This window comes from uncultured Duncaniella sp., from assembly GCF_910577345.1.
In the GTDB taxonomy this organism is placed as follows: domain Bacteria; phylum Bacteroidota; class Bacteroidia; order Bacteroidales; family Muribaculaceae; genus Duncaniella.
In genome coordinates this window covers 53,052-75,134 of the sequence record NZ_CAJTMT010000004.1, presented here as the reverse complement: position 1 = coordinate 75,134, position 22,083 = coordinate 53,052, and the positions used below count along the sequence as shown (strand labels likewise).

Below are 22,083 nucleotides of genomic sequence, written 5' to 3'. Positions count from 1 at the left end.
TCTTTGTCGCAAAGTGCGGGCTTCTCGCTCAGCCACACACCTACAGAAACTCTCAAACCCATCCACGATTTACGCACCACACACGAGAAAGATGACAATGACAAGGACAGATTTCATAGACTGCAGAGCCGATGTGATCCGGAATATCCATACTCTCTACTCCTACGCCCAAAGTGATGATGGCGACGAGCGTGAGTGGGCTATCGATCGTTACCGCCAAGGGAGATGCTTTGTCGTGGAGCCGTTTGGAAACAAACTGATGTTCGGCCCAAGCCGTTTCTGTGGCTATAAGGAGAATACTTGGGAAAAGCAATATGAACTACATGGAGATGGCACAGAAACCAACGACAGGTATCTGAAATTGAAACTTTACAAGCAGGATGACAGTCCGACGCATAAAATCATGTTCCATGCCTTTCTTAAGGAATTTGGCATCGAGAATCCGAATGTAAAATTCTTTATTCCTACTGAGGGTGACATATACGGTCCACACAAGTGCTATTTCCTTCCACCGACCAACTGCCGGGGCTACCGCCACCGGGCATGGAAAAGTTTTCTGGATAACGGCATAGCCGCTGTCGCAGGCATGGACGAAGATTATTCTGACTATTCAGAAGAAGATATTGCCTCTCTGTATCGTGACGACGAACAGGCAGGAAAAAACATTGCACTGCTTAAACAAATCCGACCGGGCGACATGGTCTGCTCCACCCACGCCTCTTCCGGACTGCTTGGAATCGGAATAGCCGTTTCCTCTTACAAATATCAACCTTCCATCCATTATGCAGGAATTGACGAGAGCGACAATCCAGTCTACTACCCACACTTTGTCGATGTCAAATGGCTTTGCTTTAAAGAGAACGGATACATCACCACCGAAGAATTCGACATACGGCCTCCTGAAAAAGCATGGCCCCAAAGCAATGGCTTATCCCAAACAGACATTCCTAAATATATAACCGATTATCTACTCCAATCAACACCTCAGCCCATGGAAAACCGTCGCAAATATGATCGCTACATCAAACTGCTTAAAGCCAACCGCAATCTGATTCTGACCGGAGCTCCGGGCACGGGCAAGACCCATCTGGCCAAAGCGATTGCTGAGGAGATGGATGCAGTGTGTGAATTCGTGCAGTTTCATCCATCCTACGACTACACCGATTTCGTGGAGGGCCTCCGCCCTACCCCACCCGACAAAAACGGGAATATAGGCTTCGAACGCAAAGACGGTATTTTCAAGGATTTCTGTAAGAGGGCGTTGGGAAAAAGGACATATTCTTTTGAACACTTCTTTAACAAATTAATCAAAGATATTCAATCCGGACGTACTCAAACTTTAGGTCTACGATCCGGAAAGAAATCTCAACGGTTAAGGGTTTCTTCAAGAAATACAATTAAATGGGAAAGTACAAAGGAAGACAATGTTGTATCTTTAGATAGACTTAAACAACTGTATCGGAATTATAAATCTGTTGAAGAACTTGATGCAATTACTAATATAAACAATACTATCCGTGATACAATCGGAGGATGCAACGCCTCCTATTTCTGGGCTGTCCTACATGAGATTCTTCGAAGAAAAGAAGAAGCCGAACATAACCTGTCGGAAGGTAACTCCTCTCCTTTGCCCCACATCCTTATCATCGACGAAATCAACCGAGGTGAGATCTCAAAGATATTCGGAGAGCTGTTTTTCAGCATCGACCCCGGCTATCGCGGAGAGCGCGGCCGCGTGAAAACCCAATATCAAAACTTGATTACCGACGAGGACGACCCCTTCTACAAAGGCTTCTATGTCCCTGAGAACGTCTATATCATCGGCACAATGAACGACATTGACCGCAGTGTCGAAAGCATGGATTTTGCCATGCGCCGACGCTTCGCTTGGGAGGAAATCAAAGCGGCCGACAATACTGAGATGCTCAACGACCTTGGTGAGATGAAAGACGAAGTCATTGAAGTCATGAACCGGCTCAACAATGCAATCCGCAACGACGAGGAAAACGAAGGCATCGAAGGCCTCAACAGTTCATTCCACATCGGGGCTGCCTACTTCGCCAAACTCGGTCTGTATCTCGACGATGACCACAGCAACAAGGAGGAAGCCTACGGCCATCTGTGGGAAAACCATCTGCGTGGAGTACTGTTTGAATATCTGCGCGGCACCATCAATGCCGAAGAAAACCTCAGGCTTCTCGAAAGCGCATATTATGGAATAAATGATGACAATGAGACTGACTGACAACAGCCATTACCGCCTCACGGACTTCCGGCCCCTGCAGTGTCTCGCCAACCGTCCGTTGGCCGACATTGTCAACGACAGGGACTGCCCCGTCCTCATCTATCCCCATTCATTCAAGGAGTGCAAGGATTCAATTGCCTGCCAACACCTCTTCGACCTCCGGCTGAACTGGCAGGGAACGCACTGCAAGAGCGCCGAGCTGGACACAGGCAACCTCGTCGGCTTCATCGGAATCGGCAATCTGTCCGTCACCATCAACTCCCGCTTCGCCAACAGTCCTGAAAACGACTATTTCTTCCACTATCTCCTCCGGAAGGTTTTCAACTTCAACCTCTTCGACCTACCCCACGCCTCATCCGAGGAATCTGTTTTTGATTTCCTGCTATATCTCTTCCCGAAATTCCTGAATGATGCCCTCCGTCAAGGGCTCTACAAGGAATACCGCACCCACACCCATAATGACTCAAACATCCGTGGAGCAGTCGACATCAACCGCCATTGCAGACTTAACATCCCCTTCAATGGACGCATGGCCTACCGCACCCGTGAATTCAGCCACGACAACCGCGTGACACGCTTGATCCGCCACACTATTGAATATATCCGCACCCAGAAAGGCGGCTCATTCCTGCTGGAAAACGATGCCGAAACCCGCGCTTCAGTATCGAAAATCATAACGGCCACATCTCCTTTCGTGAAAACCGAAAGAGACAAAATCCTCCGGGACAACATCAAGCCGATCACCCATCCCTACTATACAGCCTACCGACCGCTGCAAAATCTATGCCTCCGCATTCTCCGCCATGAAAAGATCAAATACGGAGATGACGGGGATAGAATCTACGGCATACTTTTTGACGTGTCCTATCTTTGGGAGGAATACCTTGCAACGCTTCTCACGCCAAAAGGCTTCCATCATCCCGACAACCGCCAAAATCTCGGCTCAGTCTATCTCGGAAAAGGGAAGAAATACCCTCGCTTCCCCGATTTCTATGACCGCGACAGCCACGGGACCGTGATTGATGCCAAATACAAAAGGAAGATTGACACCCGCAACGATGTCAATCAGATGTTGACCTATATGTACCGTCTAAAGGCCCGTAACGGAATCTTCATCCATCCCGACACCGCCCCCTCAGAAGCGGTAGCCCATAGCCTCAACGGCCACGGGCTTGACCTCAACGCCACCCTCCACACCTATAGTTTCCATATCCCGCAACAAGCCCCGGACTTCAAGACATTTTCAATCCTCATCAATGAATCCGAAACCGACCTTCTGCAGTATATCAAAAGACATCAGTCCTCCCCTCACACCGATAAAATGAATAATCATGGAATTAAATCTGAAACTTTTTGAACAACAAATCGACCCCGTGATTCTGCAACGCGGTCTGAAATATTTCAAATCCGGAGTCGTAGAGGAGATTAACAGAATTGACCACGGCTCAAATTCCGAAATTGATTTTATCGTCCAGGGAACTGAACCATACGATGTCCGTATTGAACTCAAAGGTGACGAGGTGGTGGATTTCGATTGCAACTGCCCTTATGACATGGGTCCGGTGTGCAAACATGTCGTTGCGGCCATGTTCTCGCTTGAAAACAATTCCTTTGCCGACTATACCGACCTGTCTCCAAAGAAAAATGAAAGCAAAACGCCATCCAAACCTAAAACCGGCCAACCAAAAAAGAAGAAGATTATAACCGCCAAGGACATCGACAGAATCATTGATTCGCTGACCGTCGACGAATTGAAAGCTTTCGTGCGCGAAGAATGTTCCGACCGCTCAGTCAAGATGCGCCTCATCAACATGTATAGCGACCGAGTGTTGCCACAATCTGCCGAAATCTACCGTACGCAGATACGCTCCATCATCCGCGAGGCTCAAGGGCGCTACGGCTACGTTGAATACCGTGATGCCCGAGAGGTCGGCAACGCCATCATGGAAATCATATACCGTGCCAATGATAATATCAAGGCCCGGGAATGGGATGCTGCTTTCGTCAAGATTGAGGCTGTGATAGAGGAAGCAGAGACCATACTTAACTGCGGAGATGACAGCGGGGGCTATCTCGGAGCCACTGTCTCAAAAGCATTCATGGCTCTTGAAGAAATCGAGGTTGCTGAACTTCCGGAGTCAACACGCAAGATGATATTCGAAAGAATGATGTCGTGGGACGAGGCTAAACATCTTGCCGGATGGGGAAGTTGGGAAACAGAATTCATTGCAATAGCAGTAAACCTCGCATCCGGACCAACCGAACTTGACCGGATTGAGAAGGCACTCAGCACCACACCGGCCGACGAAAATTCATGGAGAGACAGCGAAAAAATGAAACTAATGGCTCAGGTCATAGAAAAAAGATACTCCCGGAAAGAAGCCGACGAATTCATCTATCAACACCGCTACAATCCGGATTTCCGCAAGACGCTCATCCAAAATGCAATCGACTGCAGTGACTATGACAAAGCCCTTGACCTTGCGACCGAAGGAATCGGCAACGACCGTGAATGGCCCGATCTTGTGAAAGACTGGAAAGAGGCAAAACTACGCATCTACATCATTAAGCAAGACCATAAGAATATCGCTGAGCTCTCACAATATTTCTTCATCGAAGGAGGCAACAGGAACTTTAGGCAAGAGGAGCTTTACAATCTTATAAAAAACAATATTCCACACAAAGAATGGCCTGAAACCGTAAAAAATCTGATTTCACAGATAAAGGCAGACAGGAATTATTATGAATATGATAATTTGAAATTCATCTATATCCGGGAAGAGATGTGGGACGAATATTTCAAAATGCTCTCCGCCGACCCTGCCCTTCATTATCTGGAAGAAGCCGAACCGTATTTCAAGGACATTCACCGAGAAGAATTTGTAAATCTGTATTGCAATGCCATCCGCAAGTATGCGGACGACTACATGGGTCGCGATTCATATATCACCCTCACACGCTATATCCGCCATATAAAGAAGTTCGGAGAAAAGGAAACCGCAGAAAATCTCGCTAAAGAACTCAAAGAAAGATACCCCAAACGCCGCGCCATGATAGAAGAATTGGCAAAGCTATAATGATGGAAAATTCAAATAATTGGTAATATAAATTGAAGAGAAATAAAAATTGCCGGACATTACCCGGTTGCTATTCAAATCAGGCCAATACCTCGGATGAGTGAGGGATGCGTGATGATATTATCGGACATCTTCGATGCCCACTGTTGCTTGTCTACCGATAACCCACACACCTTCGCGGCAGCGCAATTTCGCCCTGCGGGCTTCATTGCGTTGCCGCTCGATGAGGGGCTATTACCGCAACGTTGCTTCGCAACTTACTAATTGCCATCGGGCAAGGTGATAACACAAACAGCTTTATAGGGTTCAATCCGAAAAAAATCAATGCCGGCCTGAAGTTGATCAGGTCGGCATTGTTTTTGTTATCCGGTTAAGGATTTCTCCTTAGACACGGGATTCGGAATATCGTTTGCGTGGATTATTCCTGGGGCATTTTGGTCTTCTTGCCATAGCCGTAGGCAGCTGCAGAACCGAGTTCTTCCTGAATGCGGAGGAGCTGGTTGTACTTGGCCATACGGTCAGAACGGCTTGCAGAACCGGTCTTGATCTGTCCGGCGTTGGTAGCGACAGCGATGTCGGCGATTGTAGCGTCCTCAGTCTCGCCTGAACGGTGAGAGATGACGGCGGTGTAGCCGTTGCGCTGAGCGAGCTCAACTGCGCGGAGAGTTTCGGTGAGTGAACCGATCTGGTTAACCTTAACGAGGATTGAGTTAGCGCAACCTTCGTTGATACCGCGCTGGAGATACTTCACGTTGGTAACGAAGAGGTCGTCGCCAACGAGCTGGCAACGCTTGCCGATGAGGTCGGTGAGAACCTTCCAGCCTGCCCAGTCGTTTTCGCCCATACCGTCCTCGATAGAGTCGATAGGATACTTCTCAACGAGGCTCTGGAGGAACTTAGCCTGCTCTTCGCTGGTGAGCTTGGGAGCATCGGCACCCTGCTTCCAGGTGTAGTCATAGATGAATGAACCGTCGGGCTGCTCTTTTGCGAACTCAGAAGCGGCGCAGTCGAGACCGATAGTAACGTCCTTACCGGGAACGTAGCCTGCGAGCTCGATAGCCTTGATGATAACGTTGAGGGCATCCTCAGTACCGTCGAGAGCGGGAGCGAAACCACCTTCGTCACCTACTGCAGTAGAGAGACCGCGGTCATGGAGAACTTTCTTAAGGTTGTGGAACACCTCAGTACCCATGCGGATACCTTCCTTGAAGCAACATGCGCCGATAGGACGGATCATGAATTCCTGGAAGCAGATGGGAGCGTCAGAGTGAGCGCCACCGTTGATGATGTTCATCATGGGAACGGGGAGAACGTAGCTGTTGCATCCGCCGATATATTTGTAGAGGGGAAGATCGAGATAGTCGGCAGCAGCCTTGGCAACTGCGAGAGATACACCGAGGATAGCGTTTGCACCGAGGTTAGACTTGGTGTCAGTGCCATCGAGAGCGATCATAGTCTCGTCGATCTTGATCTGGTCGAGAGCGCTCATGCCCTTAAGAGCTTCAGCGATGGGGCCGTTTACGTTGGCAACAGCCTTCTGAACGCCCTTGCCCATGTAGCGGGCCTTGTCACCGTCGCGGAGCTCGAGAGCCTCGTTTACGCCGGTTGATGCGCCCGAGGGAACAGATGCACGGCCGCGTGCGCCTGATTCGAGGATTACGTCTACTTCAACGGTGGGGTTGCCGCGTGAGTCAAGGACTTCACGACCGATAATTTTTTCAATTTTCATAGTTTATAATTAATTTTAATTGAGTTTTTTACCTAAATTATTGGAGCCTCATTGGGCGAATTGATGATTTCGCTTAAATGCGAAGGCAAATTTACGAAATCTCCCGAGGCTTTGCAACAAGAGTTTGTTTAATTTTTATTGTATTTTGTAAAAGCTTGGGAAATTGCATCCAATTTCCCAAACTTTATCCTCTATACTTTATACTCTATACTCTATACTTAGTACTTTATCAATACTCGTCCCAGCTCTTGATTTCGATTTCGTCGAGCGGATGAGTGGTGAAAGCATCAATGTAGGCCGAAGCCAGACGGGCATTGGTCAGCAACGGAATGTTGAGGTCAATGGCCGCACGGCGAATCTTATAGCCGTTGGTAAGCTCCGTGGTCGAGAAGTTCTTGGGGATGTTGACCACCATGTCCACCTTGTGGTCATGGAGAAGCTCGATGGCCTGAGGCTGCATGTCGGGCTGCGACGGCCAGTAGACACGGATAGCGGGAATGCCGTTGTCGTTGAGGTAGGCATGTGTACCGCCTGTCGCATAGATTGTATATCCACGGTTGGCAAGCTCGTGGGCTGCATCAAGGAGCTCGGCCTTCTGCTTGGCAGTACCGGTCGACATGAGGACAGCCTTGGATGGGATGCGGTTGCCTACGGAAATCATGGCCTTGATAAGAGCCTCGGAAGAATCGACACCGATACATCCGACCTCACCTGTCGAAGCCATGTCCACACCGAGCACGGGGTCGGCACCCTGCAGACGCGAGAAGCTGAACTGCGAAGCCTTGATGCCGACATAGTCGAGATCAAAGGCATTCTTCGAGGGCTTCTCGACGGGCAGACCGAGCATGACGCGAGTTGCGAGGTCGATGAAGTTAATCTTTAGAACCTTCGACACGAAGGGGAAGCTTCGCGAAGCACGCAGGTTACACTCGATAACCTTGATGTCGTTGTTCTTGGCAAGGAACTGGATGTTGAACGGGCCGGAGATTTCAAGAGCCTTTGCAATCTGACGCGAAATCTTGCGGATGCGGCGCATGGTCTCGACATAGAGTTTCTGCGGCGGGAACTGGATGGTTGCGTCGCCTGAGTGCACACCTGCATACTCGATATGCTCAGAAATTGCGTAGGCGACAATCTCACCGTTCTGTGCGACGGCATCCATCTCAATCTCCTTGGCACCGGAGATAAACTGCGAGACAACCACCGGGTGCTGCTTCGACACGTTGGCTGCAAGTTTCAGGAAGCGTGTAAGCTGCTCCTGGTTATGGCAGACATTCATGGCCGCACCTGAGAGCACATAGCTCGGGCGGACAAGCACCGGGAAGCCAACCTCGTCGATGAACTCGTTGATGTCCTCGAGGCTTGTCAGCTCGCGCCAGCGGGGTTGGTCGATGCCGAGGCGGTCGAGCATGGCCGAGAACTTGTTGCGGTCCTCAGCATTGTCGATGCTCTGGGCGGTTGTTCCGAGGATATTGATGTTCTGCGCGTCGAGGCGGGTAGCGAGGTTGTTGGGAATCTGACCGCCCACAGAGAGGATGGTTCCGTGGGGCTGTTCGAGGTCAAGGATGTCCATCACACGCTCGAAGGTAAGCTCGTCGAAGTAGAGACGGTCACAGATGTCGTAGTCGGTCGATACGGTCTCGGGATTGTAGTTGATCATAACCGAGCGCCAGCCTTCCTTCTTGACAGTGAGGAGGGCATTGACCGAACACCAGTCGAACTCAACCGATGAACCGATACGGTAGGCACCCGAACCGAGAACCACGATTGAACGATGGTCGTGGAGATACTTGACATCGTTCTCGCGGCCGTTGTATGTGAGATAGAGGTAGTTTGTCTGTGCGGGATACTCGGCAGCGAGGGTGTCGATCTGCTTGACGACAGGGAGGATGCCGAGTTTCTTGCGGTAGGCGCGAACGTCGAGGAGCGCCTTTTCAGGCTCTGTCAGATTCTCCTGATAGATTTCGCGGGCAATCTGGAAGTCGCTGAAGCCCTGCTCCTTCGCCTGACGGAGAAGTGCCTCGGGGACAGCTTCAAGCTCATTGTAGTCGCGGAGTTCACCGGCGGTGTTGATGATATTCTGGAGCTTGTAGAGGAACCACTTGTCAATCTTGGTGAGATCGTGGATCTGATCTACGGTGTAGCCCTTGAACATGGCCTGAGCGATGGCAAGGATACGCTTGTCTGTCGGTTCCTTGAGTGCATGTTCGAGTTCGGGGAGGTCACGCTGGTTGTTGCCGACGAAACCGTGCATTCCCTGACCGATCATGCGGAGACCCTTCTGAATAACCTCCTCGAAGGTACGTCCGATGGCCATGACCTCTCCTACCGACTTCATCGACGAGCCGATTTCGCGGCGCACACCGTGGAACTTACCGAGGTCCCAGCGGGGAATCTTGCAGACGATATAGTCAAGCGCCGGTTCGAAGAATGCCGAAGTCTCCTTGGTCACGGAGTTCTTCAGGTCGAAGAGACCGTAGCCGAGACCGAGTTTCGCTGCCACGAATGCCAGAGGATAGCCGGTGGCTTTCGATGCGAGGGCCGACGAACGGCTCAGACGAGCGTTGACCTCGATGACACGGTAGTCCATCGAAGTGGGGTCGAAGGCATACTGCACGTTACATTCGCCGACGATGCCGATGTGGCGTATAATCTTGATGGCAAGTTTGCGCAGCCAGTGGTAATCTTCATTTGAAAGGGTCTGCGAAGGAGCCACGACGATTGATTCGCCGGTATGGATGCCCAGCGGGTCGAAGTTCTCCATGTTGCAGACGGTGATACAGTTGTCGAAACGGTCGCGGACAACCTCATATTCGACCTCTTTCCAACCTTTGAGCGACTTCTCGACGAGCACCTGGGGCGAGAAGGCAAGAGCCTTTTCGACGAGAGTGACGAGTTCCTCCTCGTTGTCGCAGAAACCGCTGCCGAGACCTCCGAGGGCGTAGGCAGCACGGACAATCACGGGGTAACCAAGTGCGGCTGCAGCCACCTTGGCATCCTCGATTGAATTGACGGCCTCGCTCTTGATGGTCTTGACATCAATCTCGTCGAGCTTCTTGACGAAAAGTTCGCGGTCCTCGGTGTCCATGATAGCCTGGACGGGAGTGCCGAGCACTTCCACGCCATACTTTTCAAGGATGCCGGAACGGTGGAGTTCCACACCGCAGTTGAGCGCGGTCTGTCCGCCGAACGCGAGAAGAATGCCGTCGGGCTTCTCCTTGCGTATCACCTTCTCCACGAAGTAGGGAGTGACAGGGAGGAAGTAGATCTTGTCGGCAAAACCGTCCGATGTCTGGACTGTCGCGATGTTGGGATTGATGAGGACGGTGGTGATCCCCTCCTCCTTCATGGCTTTGAGCGCCTGGGAGCCTGAATAGTCAAACTCGCCGGCCTCACCGATTTTCAACGCGCCGCTACCAAGCAGCAATACTTTCTTGATGTTCTCGTTACGCATGATGAAAGAATATATGAGGGGATGACGTTAAAGCATGTTGATAAATTCGTCGAAGAGGAACTCGGTGTCTTTCGGGCCTGAGCTTGCTTCAGGATGGAACTGGGCCGAGAAGTAGGGCTTCGACTTGTGGCGGATACCTTCGTTGGTTCCGTCGTTCATATTGATGAAGAGGGGTTCCCAGTCGGCGGGAAGTGTCTCGTTGTCGACAGCAAAACCGTGGTTCTGCGAGGTGATGAAACATTTCTCTGTTCCGACACGGCGCACGGGCTGGTTGTGGCTTCTGTGGCCGTATTTGAGTTTATAGGTCTTCGCACCTGCTGCCTTGGCAAGAAGCTGGTTGCCCATGCAGATACCGCAGATGGGCTTGCCGATTTCCATTGCCTTGCGGATGTTGACCACTATCTCCTCGGCCATGTCGGGGTTACCGGGACCGTTGGAGATGAAGAGGCCGTCGTAGGGGATTGAAGTGAAGTCGTAGTTCCAGGGAACACGCACCACCTTCACACCGCGGCGGGTGAGACAACGGATGATGTTGTGCTTGACACCGCAGTCAACGAGGACAACGGTCTTCTCACCCTCGCCATGAACCTCTACCTCCTTGCAGCTTACCTTGCCGACAAGGTTTTCAAGGTTGGGGTCATAAAAATCGACATCGTCACAACCGTCAATGATAATCTTACCGAGCATTGAGCCGTGTTCACGGAGATGCTTGGTTAGCTGACGTGTGTCGATGCCGTAAATACCGGGGATTTTTTCTTCCTGAAGCCATTGGGCAAGAGAGCGGTCGGCCTGCCAGTGGGAGTGGTCGTAAGAGTAATCCTGCGCCACGATTGCCTGGCAATGGATTTTATCGCTCTCATAATACTCACTGACATCATCTTTCTCGCGACGCGGCGGGACGCCGTAGTTGCCGAGAATAGGATAGGTAGTGACCAGGATTTGCCCTTCGTATGAGGGATCGGTCAAACTTTCGGGATAGCCGGTCATGGCGGTGTTGAACACCACTTCGCCGGCAGTAGAGGCTTCATAGCCAAAGGATTTTCCTTCAAAAGTGGTGCCGTCTTCGAGGACCAGGACGGCGCGCTTAAACTGTCGCATGCGATTGAATGGATTATGAAGTTTCGTCGGGTTGCACTGTTGCCCGTGTGCAAAGTTACGACTTTTTCACCACATAATCCCCCTACCGACATTAAAAAACACTCTGAACATCAGAAAAACTGCCAAATTCTCAGATTATATATCAAACGTGACAAATACAATATGGCGTCATCATCATCTCCAAAATTGGTTATAAGATAATTAAGGTGTCCCCACGGCAAAACTACAACAACCTGTTGTAGTTTTGAATTAGAATAAATACAATACTGCGACAGCCTGTCGCAGTATTGCATTATATTCTGATTCCCTTGAAAGCGAGATTGTTGTTTCCATATACAAATTTAGCAACATGTTCTGATACTCGGAAATTAATCTTCATCAATCAAGGAGATTAACACATTCTTTCCTAATATCATCATTGTCAAGGTTGTAGCCGTAGGCCTTCTTTCTTAGGTCATTTGTAAATAGGCATGGCTCTCAATATCAATGGAACCGGATGACAAATTTCATCACTCGTAGGCGCGGACGCGGTCGGCTTTGCGGACTCCTTCGATGCGGAGGATGCTTTTGCAGAGTTCGTCGACGGCGTGGGTGCTGGCTACGAGGACTCCGAGGTCGCAGGTGAATACTTCCTTGTCGGCAGCTATGTTGAGACTGCGAATGTCAATGTTGAGGGCAGTCGAGATCATGCGTGTCAATTCCTGAAGGATGCCATGACGGTCAATGCCCTCGATACGGATATTTGCAAGGAAGCTTCCGGAGATTTCGTCCCATTTTGTAGCGAGGATACGCGGGCCATAGCTTGCCTTGAGCACCTGGGCGCGCGGGCATGTAAGAGAATGGACCTCAACAGTGCCATCGTCAGTGATGAATCCCATGACCTCATCGCCGGGAATGGGACGGCAACACTCGGCAAAGGCAAAATTGCTCTCCTGCTCGTTGAAGCGGAGAACGTAGGTTTCCTTCGTGTTGATTTTGGGCTTCTCAGCCTGTTTTTCCGACGGCTCCTCGGGTGTGGTGAGGAGTTTCTTGACTTTGGTCTTCTTGTTATCGCCACCGAAACCGAGACGGAAGAGACGCGAGACAAGCGAACGTGCTCCGCGCGAGGTGTTGACGTTGAGATAGTCATCAATCGAGACCTCTCCGCTGCCGAGCTTATAGAAAAGCTCCTCACGGGTGGAGACATGGTAGGTGCCGAGAATCTTTGTCATCACACTGTTGTTGACGATGATGTCGTTCTGCACCATGAAATCGTCGAATATCTTCTTGCCCTCCTCAATGACCGGCTGCTGCACACGGCGGAGTTCCTTGCGCAGACGCGTCTTGGCCTTGGCAGTGGCGAGGAAATTCATCCATTCCGGCTTTGGCGACTGGGAATGGGAAGTAAGCACCTCCACCTGATCGCCTGAATTGAGACGGTGGGACAGCGGGACAAGCTTATGGTTGACCTTTCCGGCAATACACCTCATGCCGAGCTGCGAGTGAAGCGTGAAGGCGACATCGAGGACAGTTGCTCCGGCAGGCAAAGTCAGCAACTCACCCTTCGGGGTGAATACCACAATCTCCGTAGCGAAGAGATTGAGTTTGAGGGTGTCGAGGAAGTCAATGGCATTCGGAGTGGGGTCATCGAGAATATCCTTGATGGTCTTGAGCCAAACGTTCAGCTCACTCTCCTCTTCATGTTCACCGATTTTATACTTCCAGTGGGCAGCAAAACCCTTCTCGGCAATCTCGTCCATGCGACGGCTGCGAATCTGGACCTCAATCCAGTTTCCATCAGGCCCCATGAGGGTGACATGGAGAGCCTGATAGCCGTTGGCCTTGGGATTGGTTATCCAGTCGCGGGTGCGGTCAGGATGCGGCCGGTAGAGGTCGGTAAGGGCTGAATATATCTTGAAACACATCTCCTTTTCCGACACCCCCTCAGGGACATCGAAGATAATGCGCATGGCATAGAGGTCATAGACCTCCTCGAAGGGAATATGCTTGGTGTCCATCTTCCGCCAGATGGAATAGACCGATTTCAAACGGGCCTTTGCCTCATAGTCGAGCCCCATAGCGTCGAGACGTTTGAGAATCGGGGATGCGAAATCGTTATAGACCATCTCACGTCCGGCCTCGCTCTGTGAAATCAGACGCGAGATGCGCTCATACTCTCCCGGATGCTCATACTTGAAACTGAGGTCCTCAAGCTCCGTCTTGATCTCGAAAAGACCGAGACGATGGGCAAGCGGAGCATAGATATAGAGGGTCTCGCCTGCAATCTTGTATTGCTTGTTGGGGGCCATAGAGCCGAGGGTGCGCATGTTGTGGAGGCGGTCGGCCATCTTTATGAGCACTACGCGGATGTCCTCGCTCATTGTCAGGAGGAGTTTGCGGAAATTCTCGGCCTGGGCAGAGGCCTTGTCGCCGAAAATACCACCTGAAATCTTGGTGAGCCCTTCGACAATACGGGCTATCTTACGACCGAAATGCTTCTCGATGTCCTCGACGGTATATTCCGTGTCCTCCACCACATCGTGGAGAAGGGCGGCACATATCGACGTGGATCCGAGGCCGATCTCCTGTGATGCAATCTTGGCCACGGCAATCGGATGGATGATATACGGTTCGCCCGAACGCCGTCTCACCCCCTTGTGGGCCTCCTTGGCAAAACGGAAGGCCCGCTCGATAATCTCCACCTTCTTGCGGTGGTTACTTGCGAGATAACCGTCAAGGAGATCGCGAAACTGCTGCTCAACGTATGCATCCTCTTCCTGAGGGGTAAGTTTGTATTCTTGCATGGTGGTCGTAAGGCTATTGTTTTGATTATTGAAACCGAAGAGCGTGGGTCCGTTCCGCAATCCGGAAACCGACCCACGCTCTGTGATGTATTGATTAAAGATACTTGTCGCCGTATGAAATCTTGGCATCATTCACCATCTGCTTTATGCGCTGCTCCTCGGCTTTGGGACAGATGAGGAGCACATCGCCCGCGTCGGCGATGATATAGTCCTTCAGACCCTGGACCACGACAAGTTTGTCGGGACTCTGCACAGCGAAGATGTTGCCGTTGCTCTCGTAGGCGAGGACATTGCAGTTCTGGGCGACATTGCTGTCGCTGTTGCGCGGCGAGTTGTCGTAGAGCGCGCTCCATGTGCCGAGGTCATTCCAGCCGAAGCTGACACACTCGACATATACATTGTCGGCCTTTTCCATCACCGCATAGTCAATGGAGTTGGGAGGACAGGAGATGAAGTTGGCGCTGATGAATTCACTTTCCTTGTCAGTACCGAAATCAGCCTTACCCTTGTCGAAGAGCGTCGTGAGGTCGGGATCATACTTATGAAGCGCCTCGATGATTGACGAAGCACGCCAAAGGAAGATACCGGAGTTCCAGAAAAACTCGCCCGAGTCAAGGAACACCTTTGCAAGCTCAAGATTGGGCTTCTCGGTGAATGTCTTCACCTTCAGGATTCCCGGCTCAGCCTCCTGACCAATCTGGATGTAGCCATAGCCTGTCTCGGGACGGGTCGGAGTGATGCCGAGAGTGAGAAGTGCATCGTTGTTCTCCACAAACTCGAATCCACGGCTCACGCAATCCTGGAACACGGTCTCGCGTGTGATGAGATGGTCGCTCGGGGTGACAATCATTGATGCTTCGGGATCGAGAGCCGCGATATGGTATGCAGCCCATGCGATACACGGAGCTGTGTTGCGGCGGGCGGGTTCGAGAAGGATGTTGGAGGGGAGAATATCCGGAAGCTGCTCACGGATGAGCGGGGCATACTTCTCATTTGTAACCACAATGATATTTTCCTTCGGGACAAGAGGAAGGATGCGGTCGTATGACATCTGCAGGAGCGAACGTCCTGTCCCAAGGAAGTCGATGAACTGCTTGGGGCAGTTTTCACGCGAATAGGGCCAGAAACGGCTGCCTACTCCGCCACACATGATTACGCAATATCTATGGGTTGATGGTGCTGACATAAAATAAGTGACTGTTAAATAGATTAGATTATTGATAACACATCTGGAGCGTCTTGCGAAAACGCGCCGTCAATTAGGTCGGCTAAATTACGAAATTTCTCGCCAATTGCCAAATGTCGGAGGTGCGTTTTTACTTTTACCACAACTTTAAATCGTTACTTTAAATAAGGAGGACGCACACTGCGCGATGCGATGAAGCCGGAGAGAATGCCGATGAGCGCAACAACCCCTGCTGTTATCAACACATCGGTGAACCTCAGCACACAGGGATAGATGACAATCGACATCTGTGAATGGTCGCCACCGAGGGTGATGAGTCCGAAATGCTGCTGAACCAGACAGAGAATCACACCGATTGATATGCCTATGGCTCCTCCGAGTGCGGCGACAAGGATGCCTTGATAGAGGAATATCCTGCGGAGCATACTGTCGGGCGCTCCGATTGAGCTGAGTATGCGCAGGCTCTCCTCCTTTTCTATTATGAGCATCGAGAGCGACGAGAGGATATTGAACGAGGCCATCACAAGCACAAAGACAAGCATCAGGAAGGTGATCCATTTCTCAATCGAAATCATCCTGAAAGAATGGGATTCCTGCCTGAGCCGGTCGGCTACAAGATACTCTCCACCGACCGCAGCCTCAATAGCAGAGACCACCCGCGCAACATTCTCACCGGGAGAAACAGAAATCTCAACGGCAGTTCCTTCGGTTGTATAGTCAAGTAAATCGCGGGCACTGCCGAGAGGGATATAGAGCATGGCGTTGTCATACTCCGGCTGATTCGTGCGGTAGACACCGCTGACAAAAAGAGTGTCGGTCGTGAACGCTGCCATCGGAAAAGCAGGGTTGATGCGACCAAGACGGCGCGGAACCGTCAGAAGCAGATTTCTCATCATCGACGGACGTGCGTCGAGCTGAACGGCGGTACCTACGCCGAGGACTGCACCTCCGAGACAATAGGTAAGACTGTCCAACGTTCCGTCAATCATCAATGAACCGAGGGCCGACACATCATCGAAACCATCCGGAATACCGGCGATATTCACCGGAAGCTGCACGTCGTCGAGCACAGCAAGAGCCTCGCCCTGCAATGTCGGGAGCGCAGCCCTCACACCCGGGACTTTCCGGATCTCGGCTGCAAGCGAGTCGGCATTTGCGATGACACGGCTGCTGAGCGAGGTAATCTTTATGTCGGGGTCCACAAGCGAGAGGCGGTCAGACGCAAGTTCGGTGAAGCCGTTGAACACCGACAATACACAGACCATGGCCATGGCTGCAACTGCAATTCCGGCCATGGAAATGTAGGATATGATATTGACAGCCGTATGGCTTTTCTTTGCTAAGAGATAGCGGATGGCAATGCGCAGTGCCGGCATCGTGAGTCAGGGATGAGTTGGGGTATGAGAAATGTGATTATAATTACAAAAGAACAGAAGCACACACAGGCAACAAAAGTATATCAGCAACGAAATCGCAACCAAGTGCAATCTGTCTCATGACTTTTGTTCCTTTTGCGCTTCTGTTCTTTTATTTCCGGTTTTTAGAAGGGTGTATCTTCAATCATGCAAAAAAGCATGTCGCCGCCGGGCTTTATTTGGTCAGGAGCTTATCGATGTTGTCGATATAGTCGAGCGAGTCATCCAGATAGAAGCTGAGTTCAGGACACTTCCTCAACTGGAAGCGCACTTTCTGAGCGAGCTCATAGCGGATGGTCTTCGCACTCTCGCGTATGCTCTCAAGAAGTTCCTGCGAACGTTCGGAGGGGAAGATTGAAAGATAGACCTTGGCGATGCTGAGATCGGGGGATACGCGGACAATGCTCACCGACACGAGTGTGCCGTGGGTCTTGGCGGTCTGCTGACGGAAGATTTCACTGAGTTCCTTCTGTAAGAGACGCGATATTTTAGCTTGACGTGTTGATTCCATAATTATAATTAGTTTTAACAGTTCGTGAGGCGGAAATCATGTCGGACACCGCCGTCACTTATTACAACGCGTCGACCGTGGCAAAGGTTGGAAACACATCCGTCGCCAACCCGTGCCGGTGACTATGCCTTTCAGTCGATGATGTCGAAGCCGGTGTACTTGCGCAGGCACTCGGGCACCACGATTCCCTGAGGAGTCTGGTTGTTTTCCAGAAGGGCTGCCATGATGCGGGGAAGTGCGAGGGCTGAACCGTTGAGGGTGTGGCAGAGATGTGTCTTCTTGTCCTCGCCACGGTAACGGCATTTGAGACGGTTGGCCTGATATGTCTCGAAGTTGGAGACAGAGGAAACCTCCAGCCAGCGACCCTGGGCTGCTGAATAGACCTCAAAGTCAAAGGTGATGGCAGAAGTGAAGCTCATGTCGCCGCCGCAGAGACGGAGGATATGCCAGGGGAGACCGAGTTTTTCGAGAAGGCCCTGGACATGGTCTTTCATCTCCTCAAGGGCAGCGTAGGAGTTCTCGGGCTTCTCGATGCGCACGATTTCAACCTTGTCGAACTGATGGAGACGGTTGAGACCGCGGACATCCTTTCCGTAGGAACCGGCCTCACGACGGAAACAAGCGGAGTAGGCGCAGTTCTTGACGGGAAGCTGATCGGCGGTGAGGATGACATCGCGATAGAGGTTGGTGACAGGCACTTCGGCGGTAGGGATAAGATAAAGCTTGTCCTCGTTGATGAAATACATCTGTCCCTCCTTGTCGGGGAGCTGGCCTGTTCCATAACCAGAAGCCTCGTTGACGACGTAGGGGGGCTGGATTTCAAGATAGCCTGCCTTGCCGGCTTCATCGAGGAAGAACTGGATGAGGGCGCGCTGCATTCTCGCACCCTTGCCGATATAGACGGGGAAACCCGGGCCTGTGATCTTCACGCCGAGGTCGAAGTTGATAAGGTTGTATTTCTTGGCGAGTTCCCAGTGGGGGAGCGCGTCAGCGGGAAGTTCGGGCATCGGGCCACCGGTCTTCTCTACGACATTGTCCTCTGCGGTCTTTCCTTCGGGGACTGCATCGCAGGGAATGTTGGGCATACCGAGAAGGATATCGCGGATGGCATTTTCAGTGGTGGTGAGACGGTCGGCAATCTCTTTCTGCTCAGCCTTGATCTCAGCCACTTTCTTCTTGGCTTCCTCGGCTTCGTCGCGACGGCCTTCCTTCATCAAGCGACCGATTGCATCGGCCTGCTTCTTAAGCTCGGCTGCGAGATTATCGTTCTGATACTGGAGGCTACGGCGTTCGTCGTCGAAGTCAATCACATCGTTGACTCCCTGCTTTCCATCAAAACCTTTGACGGCGAGGCGCGCAATGATGCGTTCGGGATCCTCTTTGATTTGCTGTAGGGTAAGCATTTTTTTTATTTAGTCTTTATCGTGTTTCAATTGTTGAGAAGTTCGCGCACTTTTGCCGAGATGACCTTACCGTCGGCACGTCCGGCGAGGGCTTTCGAAGCGACACCCATCACCTTGCCCATCTCCTTCTGGGATGTGGCACCGGTCTCGGCTATGATTTTCTTGAGTTCGGCAGTCAGTTCCTCTTCGGAAAGCTGCTTGGGCAGATACTCTTCGATGACTGCGGCTTCGGCAAGTTCATTGTCGCGAAGCTCGGGGCGGTTCTGCTCTTCGTAAATCTGCGCTGTCTCGCGGCGCTGCTTTGCCATCTTGGCGAGAATCTTGGTTGCAGCCTCGTCGGAGAGTGAGCCGTCGCCACCCTTGGCGGTCTTGGCTTCAAGGAATTCTTTCTTGATACCGCGAAGCGTCTCCAGACGCACTTTCTCACGGGCGAGCATGGCGCTCTTTATATCGGCGGAAATTTTGTCAAATAAATCCATAATCAGGTTATATGTTCTTAATTAAAACGCGAGGAGTTGTGATATGTTTTCAATGACAGTCCCGGACATGGCCATCGGCAGCATCGGAGCCATCAATGCCTATCACCTTGCAAAGTTACAAGATTTTTAAGTATTTTCTACGCAAGTCGCTGATAAAATAAACACACCGCACTCATCCGCCATATAAAAAGTGGCTTCCTCATCCGCACCACAGGACCGCATTGCGATCCGTGGATACGGACAAGGAAGCCTTTACCACTGACATTTGAATATTGAAATAGTCGGAAGCTCACACTTTCTCAAGTGCCCGGGCAATGTCGGCGAGTATGTCGTCGATATGCTCCGTTCCGATGCTCAGACGAACTGTGGCAGGGGTTATGTGCTGCCGTTCGAGTTCTTCGGGAGAGAGCTGTGAGTGTGTCGTAGTATAAGGATGGATTACAAGGCTTTTGACGTCAGCCACATTTGCAAGCAGCGAAAAGATTTCAAGAGAGTCGATGAAGAGCCATGCTTCCTCTTCCCCACCCTTGATCTCAAAGGTGAAAATACTGCCTCCTCCGTTGGGGAAGAGTGAGGTGTAGAGCGCATGGTCGGGATGGTCAGGGAGCGACGGATGGTTGACCTTTGCTACCTTGGGGTGAGATGCAAGGAATTGAACAACTTTTAAAGCGTTTTCGACATGACGCTCCACACGAAGCGAAAGGGTCTCGACACCCTGCAGGATAAGGAAGGCATTGAATGGCGAGATTGCAGCCCCGGTGTCGCGGAGGATTACCGCGCGGATACGGGTGACAAATGCTGCCGGACCTGCGACATCAGCGAAAACAGCACCATGGTAGCTCGGATCGGGTTTGGCAAGAGTCGGGAATTTATCGGCGTTCGCCTTCCAGTCGAATTTGCCACCGTCGACAATCACACCTCCGAGACTCGTGCCGTGGCCGCCGAGAAACTTGGTTGCCGAATGGACCACCACATCTGCACCATGTTCGAGAGGACGGATCAGATAGGGTGTTCCGAAGGTGTTGTCGACGATGAGAGGAATATTGTGACGGTGTGCGATTTCAGCAAGCGCATCGAGATCTGTCACATCGCAATTCGGATTTCCGAAGGTTTCGACAAACAGCACCTTTGTCTCGGGACGGATGGAGCGCTCCACTAAATCAAGGTCACGCACATCCACGAATGTGCTTTCAATTCCCCTTGTGGCAAAAGTATGGGCTATGAGATTGTAACTGCCACCATAGAGATTGTCGGCTGCAAGGATATGGTCGCCGTTACCGACTATGTTTTCAAGCGCATAGCTGATTGCCGCAGCACCGCTTGCCACTGCAAGGGCGGCAACGCCACCTTCGAGAGCAGCTACGCGGTCTTCCAAAACGCCCTGTGTGGAATTTGTAAGACGACCATATATGTTTCCGGCATCGCGCAGCCCGAAGCGGTCCGCTGCGTGCTGCGAATCACGGAAAACGTAGGAAGTGGTCTGATATATAGGGACCGCACGGGCATCCGTTGCGGGATCCGGCTTTTCCTGACCGACGTGTAATTGGAGAGTCTCGAAGTGTAGTTTGTTTGTTGCCATAATCGTTGTGAGTTTTAATTGTTATGGTTGCAAAGTTACGCCCACCGATAATTCTTTCCAAGAAGTTGAAAAATTTTAGAAAATATAACTATATTTGCAAAATATACAGGAATTTTAATTCTGTATACCAACTTCAATCTCTCTCTTTTGTAGAATATTATTCTTTCACCTCATGACAATGAAAACAAGCTCCACTCTCGATGCTACCGACATCAAGATACTAAAAGTTCTCCAGGACAATTCCAGACTGACGGTCAAGGAACTCGCCCAAGCCATCCACCTCTCGCCCACCCCGACATTCGAGAGAGTAAAACGGCTTGAAAGAGAAGGATATATCACTAAATACATGGCTGTACTCGATGCTGAAAAGCTCGACTGCGGCTTCCTTGCGTTCTGCTATCTCAAAATGAAACAGCACACCCACGAGAATGCCATCCGCATAATGGAGGCTGTGAAGACCATCCCGGAGATTGCCGAATGTTACAATATTTCCGGTGACTATGACTTCCTGCTCAAAATCTATACCCGCGACATGAAATCTTATCAGAAATTCCTGCTCCGCATACTCGGCGAACTCGACTGCATCGGCTCACTCAACAGCTCCTTCGTCCTCGGCGAAGTAAAAAACACCCACGAAATCCCCCTGCCGGAAGAGAGGGAATGAAGGAAAATAGTATTGACAATTTTATACACAGAAATTTTTAAGGTCGTAAAACATCAATCTTGTGTCTTCATCCTTATCCAAATCTGTAAATTTTGAAAAGTCCATCTTACCATTGGAAATTACTGATGGATTTCATCATTTCATAAGCTTTTCTTGCTCTTTCTTTTTCCTCCTTTGAAACCGGTCGTGACTGTGAAATCAATCTTTCAAAGCGTTCCGCATCCTTACCGTAAAGTTCAGGAGTCTCTCTAATTGGTCTTGCCATATCCGGTTATGATTAATTGTTTGATTACAAAGATACAACAACTTACTGAGATTAAGAACATTTTTATACATCTATTTTTCACAAAATTTATCCAATCTATTTAATGGCTATTACCGGAGGGCGCTATTTTCATTACTGAATTAGCATTACATTGGGTAAAATTTATTAACTTTGCGTAGCAACTATTTTAATTCG

15 protein-coding genes are annotated in these 22,083 nt (G+C 50.7%); 4 read left to right on the top strand and 11 right to left on the bottom strand.

Going from position 1 to position 22,083, the window contains the following annotated elements; all coding sequences use genetic code 11:
• Positions 1 to 97 precede the first annotated feature (97 nt).
• The 3 genes from QZ310_RS03045 to QZ310_RS03035 are packed head-to-tail and all read left to right on the top strand — an operon-like array spanning position 98 to position 5,322.
• The gene (locus QZ310_RS03045; protein ID WP_297070249.1) at positions 98 to 2,245 is read left to right on the top strand and encodes an AAA family ATPase; all 2,148 of its coding nucleotides are present in this window, start codon (positions 98 to 100) and stop codon (positions 2,243 to 2,245) included.
• On the top strand, positions 2,232 to 3,602 hold the full coding sequence (locus QZ310_RS03040; RefSeq protein WP_297070247.1) for a hypothetical protein: 1,371 nt from the start codon (positions 2,232 to 2,234) through the stop codon (positions 3,600 to 3,602). Before QZ310_RS03045 ends, QZ310_RS03040 begins: the two co-directional genes overlap by 14 nt.
• Positions 3,577 to 5,322: a hypothetical protein gene (locus QZ310_RS03035; protein WP_297070246.1), complete on the top strand. Its 1,746-nt coding sequence runs from the start codon at positions 3,577 to 3,579 to the stop codon at positions 5,320 to 5,322. The genes QZ310_RS03040 and QZ310_RS03035 overlap by 26 nt, the downstream gene beginning before the upstream one ends.
• Before the next feature lie 418 nt (positions 5,323 to 5,740).
• Here QZ310_RS03035 and eno read toward each other — a convergent pair whose 3' ends face one another.
• The 10 genes from eno to QZ310_RS02985 all read right to left on the bottom strand — a co-directional run bounded on the left by eno (position 5,741) and on the right by QZ310_RS02985 (position 20,959).
• The gene (gene eno / locus QZ310_RS03030) at positions 5,741 to 7,051 is read right to left on the bottom strand and encodes a phosphopyruvate hydratase (RefSeq protein WP_297070244.1); all 1,311 of its coding nucleotides are present in this window, start codon (positions 7,049 to 7,051) and stop codon (positions 5,741 to 5,743) included.
• Positions 7,052 to 7,280: 229 nt separating this feature from the next.
• Positions 7,281 to 10,505 (bottom strand): carbamoyl-phosphate synthase (glutamine-hydrolyzing) large subunit, encoded by a 3,225-nt coding sequence (gene carB, locus QZ310_RS03025; RefSeq protein WP_297070242.1) that lies wholly within the window; start codon positions 10,503 to 10,505, stop codon positions 7,281 to 7,283.
• A gap of 27 nt (positions 10,506 to 10,532) precedes the next feature.
• Complete coding sequence (gene carA, locus QZ310_RS03020) at positions 10,533 to 11,603, bottom strand: glutamine-hydrolyzing carbamoyl-phosphate synthase small subunit (RefSeq protein ID WP_297070240.1); 1,071 nt, start codon at positions 11,601 to 11,603, stop codon at positions 10,533 to 10,535.
• A gap of 509 nt (positions 11,604 to 12,112) precedes the next feature.
• Positions 12,113 to 14,386 carry a RelA/SpoT family protein gene (locus QZ310_RS03015; RefSeq protein ID WP_297070236.1) on the bottom strand — a complete coding sequence of 758 codons (2,274 nt, stop codon included), beginning with the start codon at positions 14,384 to 14,386 and terminating at the stop codon, positions 12,113 to 12,115.
• Between the two features lie 94 nt (positions 14,387 to 14,480).
• Positions 14,481 to 15,572 carry a mannose-1-phosphate guanylyltransferase gene (locus tag QZ310_RS03010; RefSeq protein ID WP_297070234.1) on the bottom strand — a complete coding sequence of 364 codons (1,092 nt, stop codon included), beginning with the start codon at positions 15,570 to 15,572 and terminating at the stop codon, positions 14,481 to 14,483.
• A gap of 155 nt (positions 15,573 to 15,727) precedes the next feature.
• On the bottom strand, positions 15,728 to 16,948 hold the full coding sequence (locus QZ310_RS03005; RefSeq protein WP_297070232.1) for an ABC transporter permease: 1,221 nt from the start codon (positions 16,946 to 16,948) through the stop codon (positions 15,728 to 15,730).
• Between the two features lie 214 nt (positions 16,949 to 17,162).
• Positions 17,163 to 17,498 (bottom strand): 30S ribosome-binding factor RbfA, encoded by a 336-nt coding sequence (gene rbfA, locus QZ310_RS03000; protein ID WP_297070230.1) that lies wholly within the window; start codon positions 17,496 to 17,498, stop codon positions 17,163 to 17,165.
• Between the two features lie 131 nt (positions 17,499 to 17,629).
• Positions 17,630 to 18,901: a serine--tRNA ligase gene (gene serS, locus QZ310_RS02995; protein ID WP_297070228.1), complete on the bottom strand. Its 1,272-nt coding sequence runs from the start codon at positions 18,899 to 18,901 to the stop codon at positions 17,630 to 17,632.
• Between the two features lie 26 nt (positions 18,902 to 18,927).
• On the bottom strand, positions 18,928 to 19,380 hold the full coding sequence (locus QZ310_RS02990) for a GatB/YqeY domain-containing protein (RefSeq protein WP_297070226.1): 453 nt from the start codon (positions 19,378 to 19,380) through the stop codon (positions 18,928 to 18,930).
• A 289-nt stretch (positions 19,381 to 19,669) separates the two neighbouring features.
• Positions 19,670 to 20,959 carry an O-acetylhomoserine aminocarboxypropyltransferase/cysteine synthase family protein gene (locus QZ310_RS02985; protein ID WP_297070225.1) on the bottom strand — a complete coding sequence of 430 codons (1,290 nt, stop codon included), beginning with the start codon at positions 20,957 to 20,959 and terminating at the stop codon, positions 19,670 to 19,672.
• A gap of 178 nt (positions 20,960 to 21,137) precedes the next feature.
• On the opposite strand from QZ310_RS02985, the gene QZ310_RS02980 reads away from it, so the two are divergent.
• Positions 21,138 to 21,623: an Lrp/AsnC family transcriptional regulator gene (locus QZ310_RS02980; RefSeq protein WP_297070223.1), complete on the top strand. Its 486-nt coding sequence runs from the start codon at positions 21,138 to 21,140 to the stop codon at positions 21,621 to 21,623.
• A gap of 106 nt (positions 21,624 to 21,729) precedes the next feature.
• Here the strand turns inward: QZ310_RS02980 and QZ310_RS02975 are convergent, their stop codons facing one another.
• A complete protein-coding gene (locus QZ310_RS02975) occupies positions 21,730 to 21,888 on the bottom strand; it encodes a hypothetical protein (RefSeq protein ID WP_297070221.1) in 159 nt (52 codons plus the stop codon).
• Between the last annotated feature and the right edge of the window lie 195 nt (positions 21,889 to 22,083).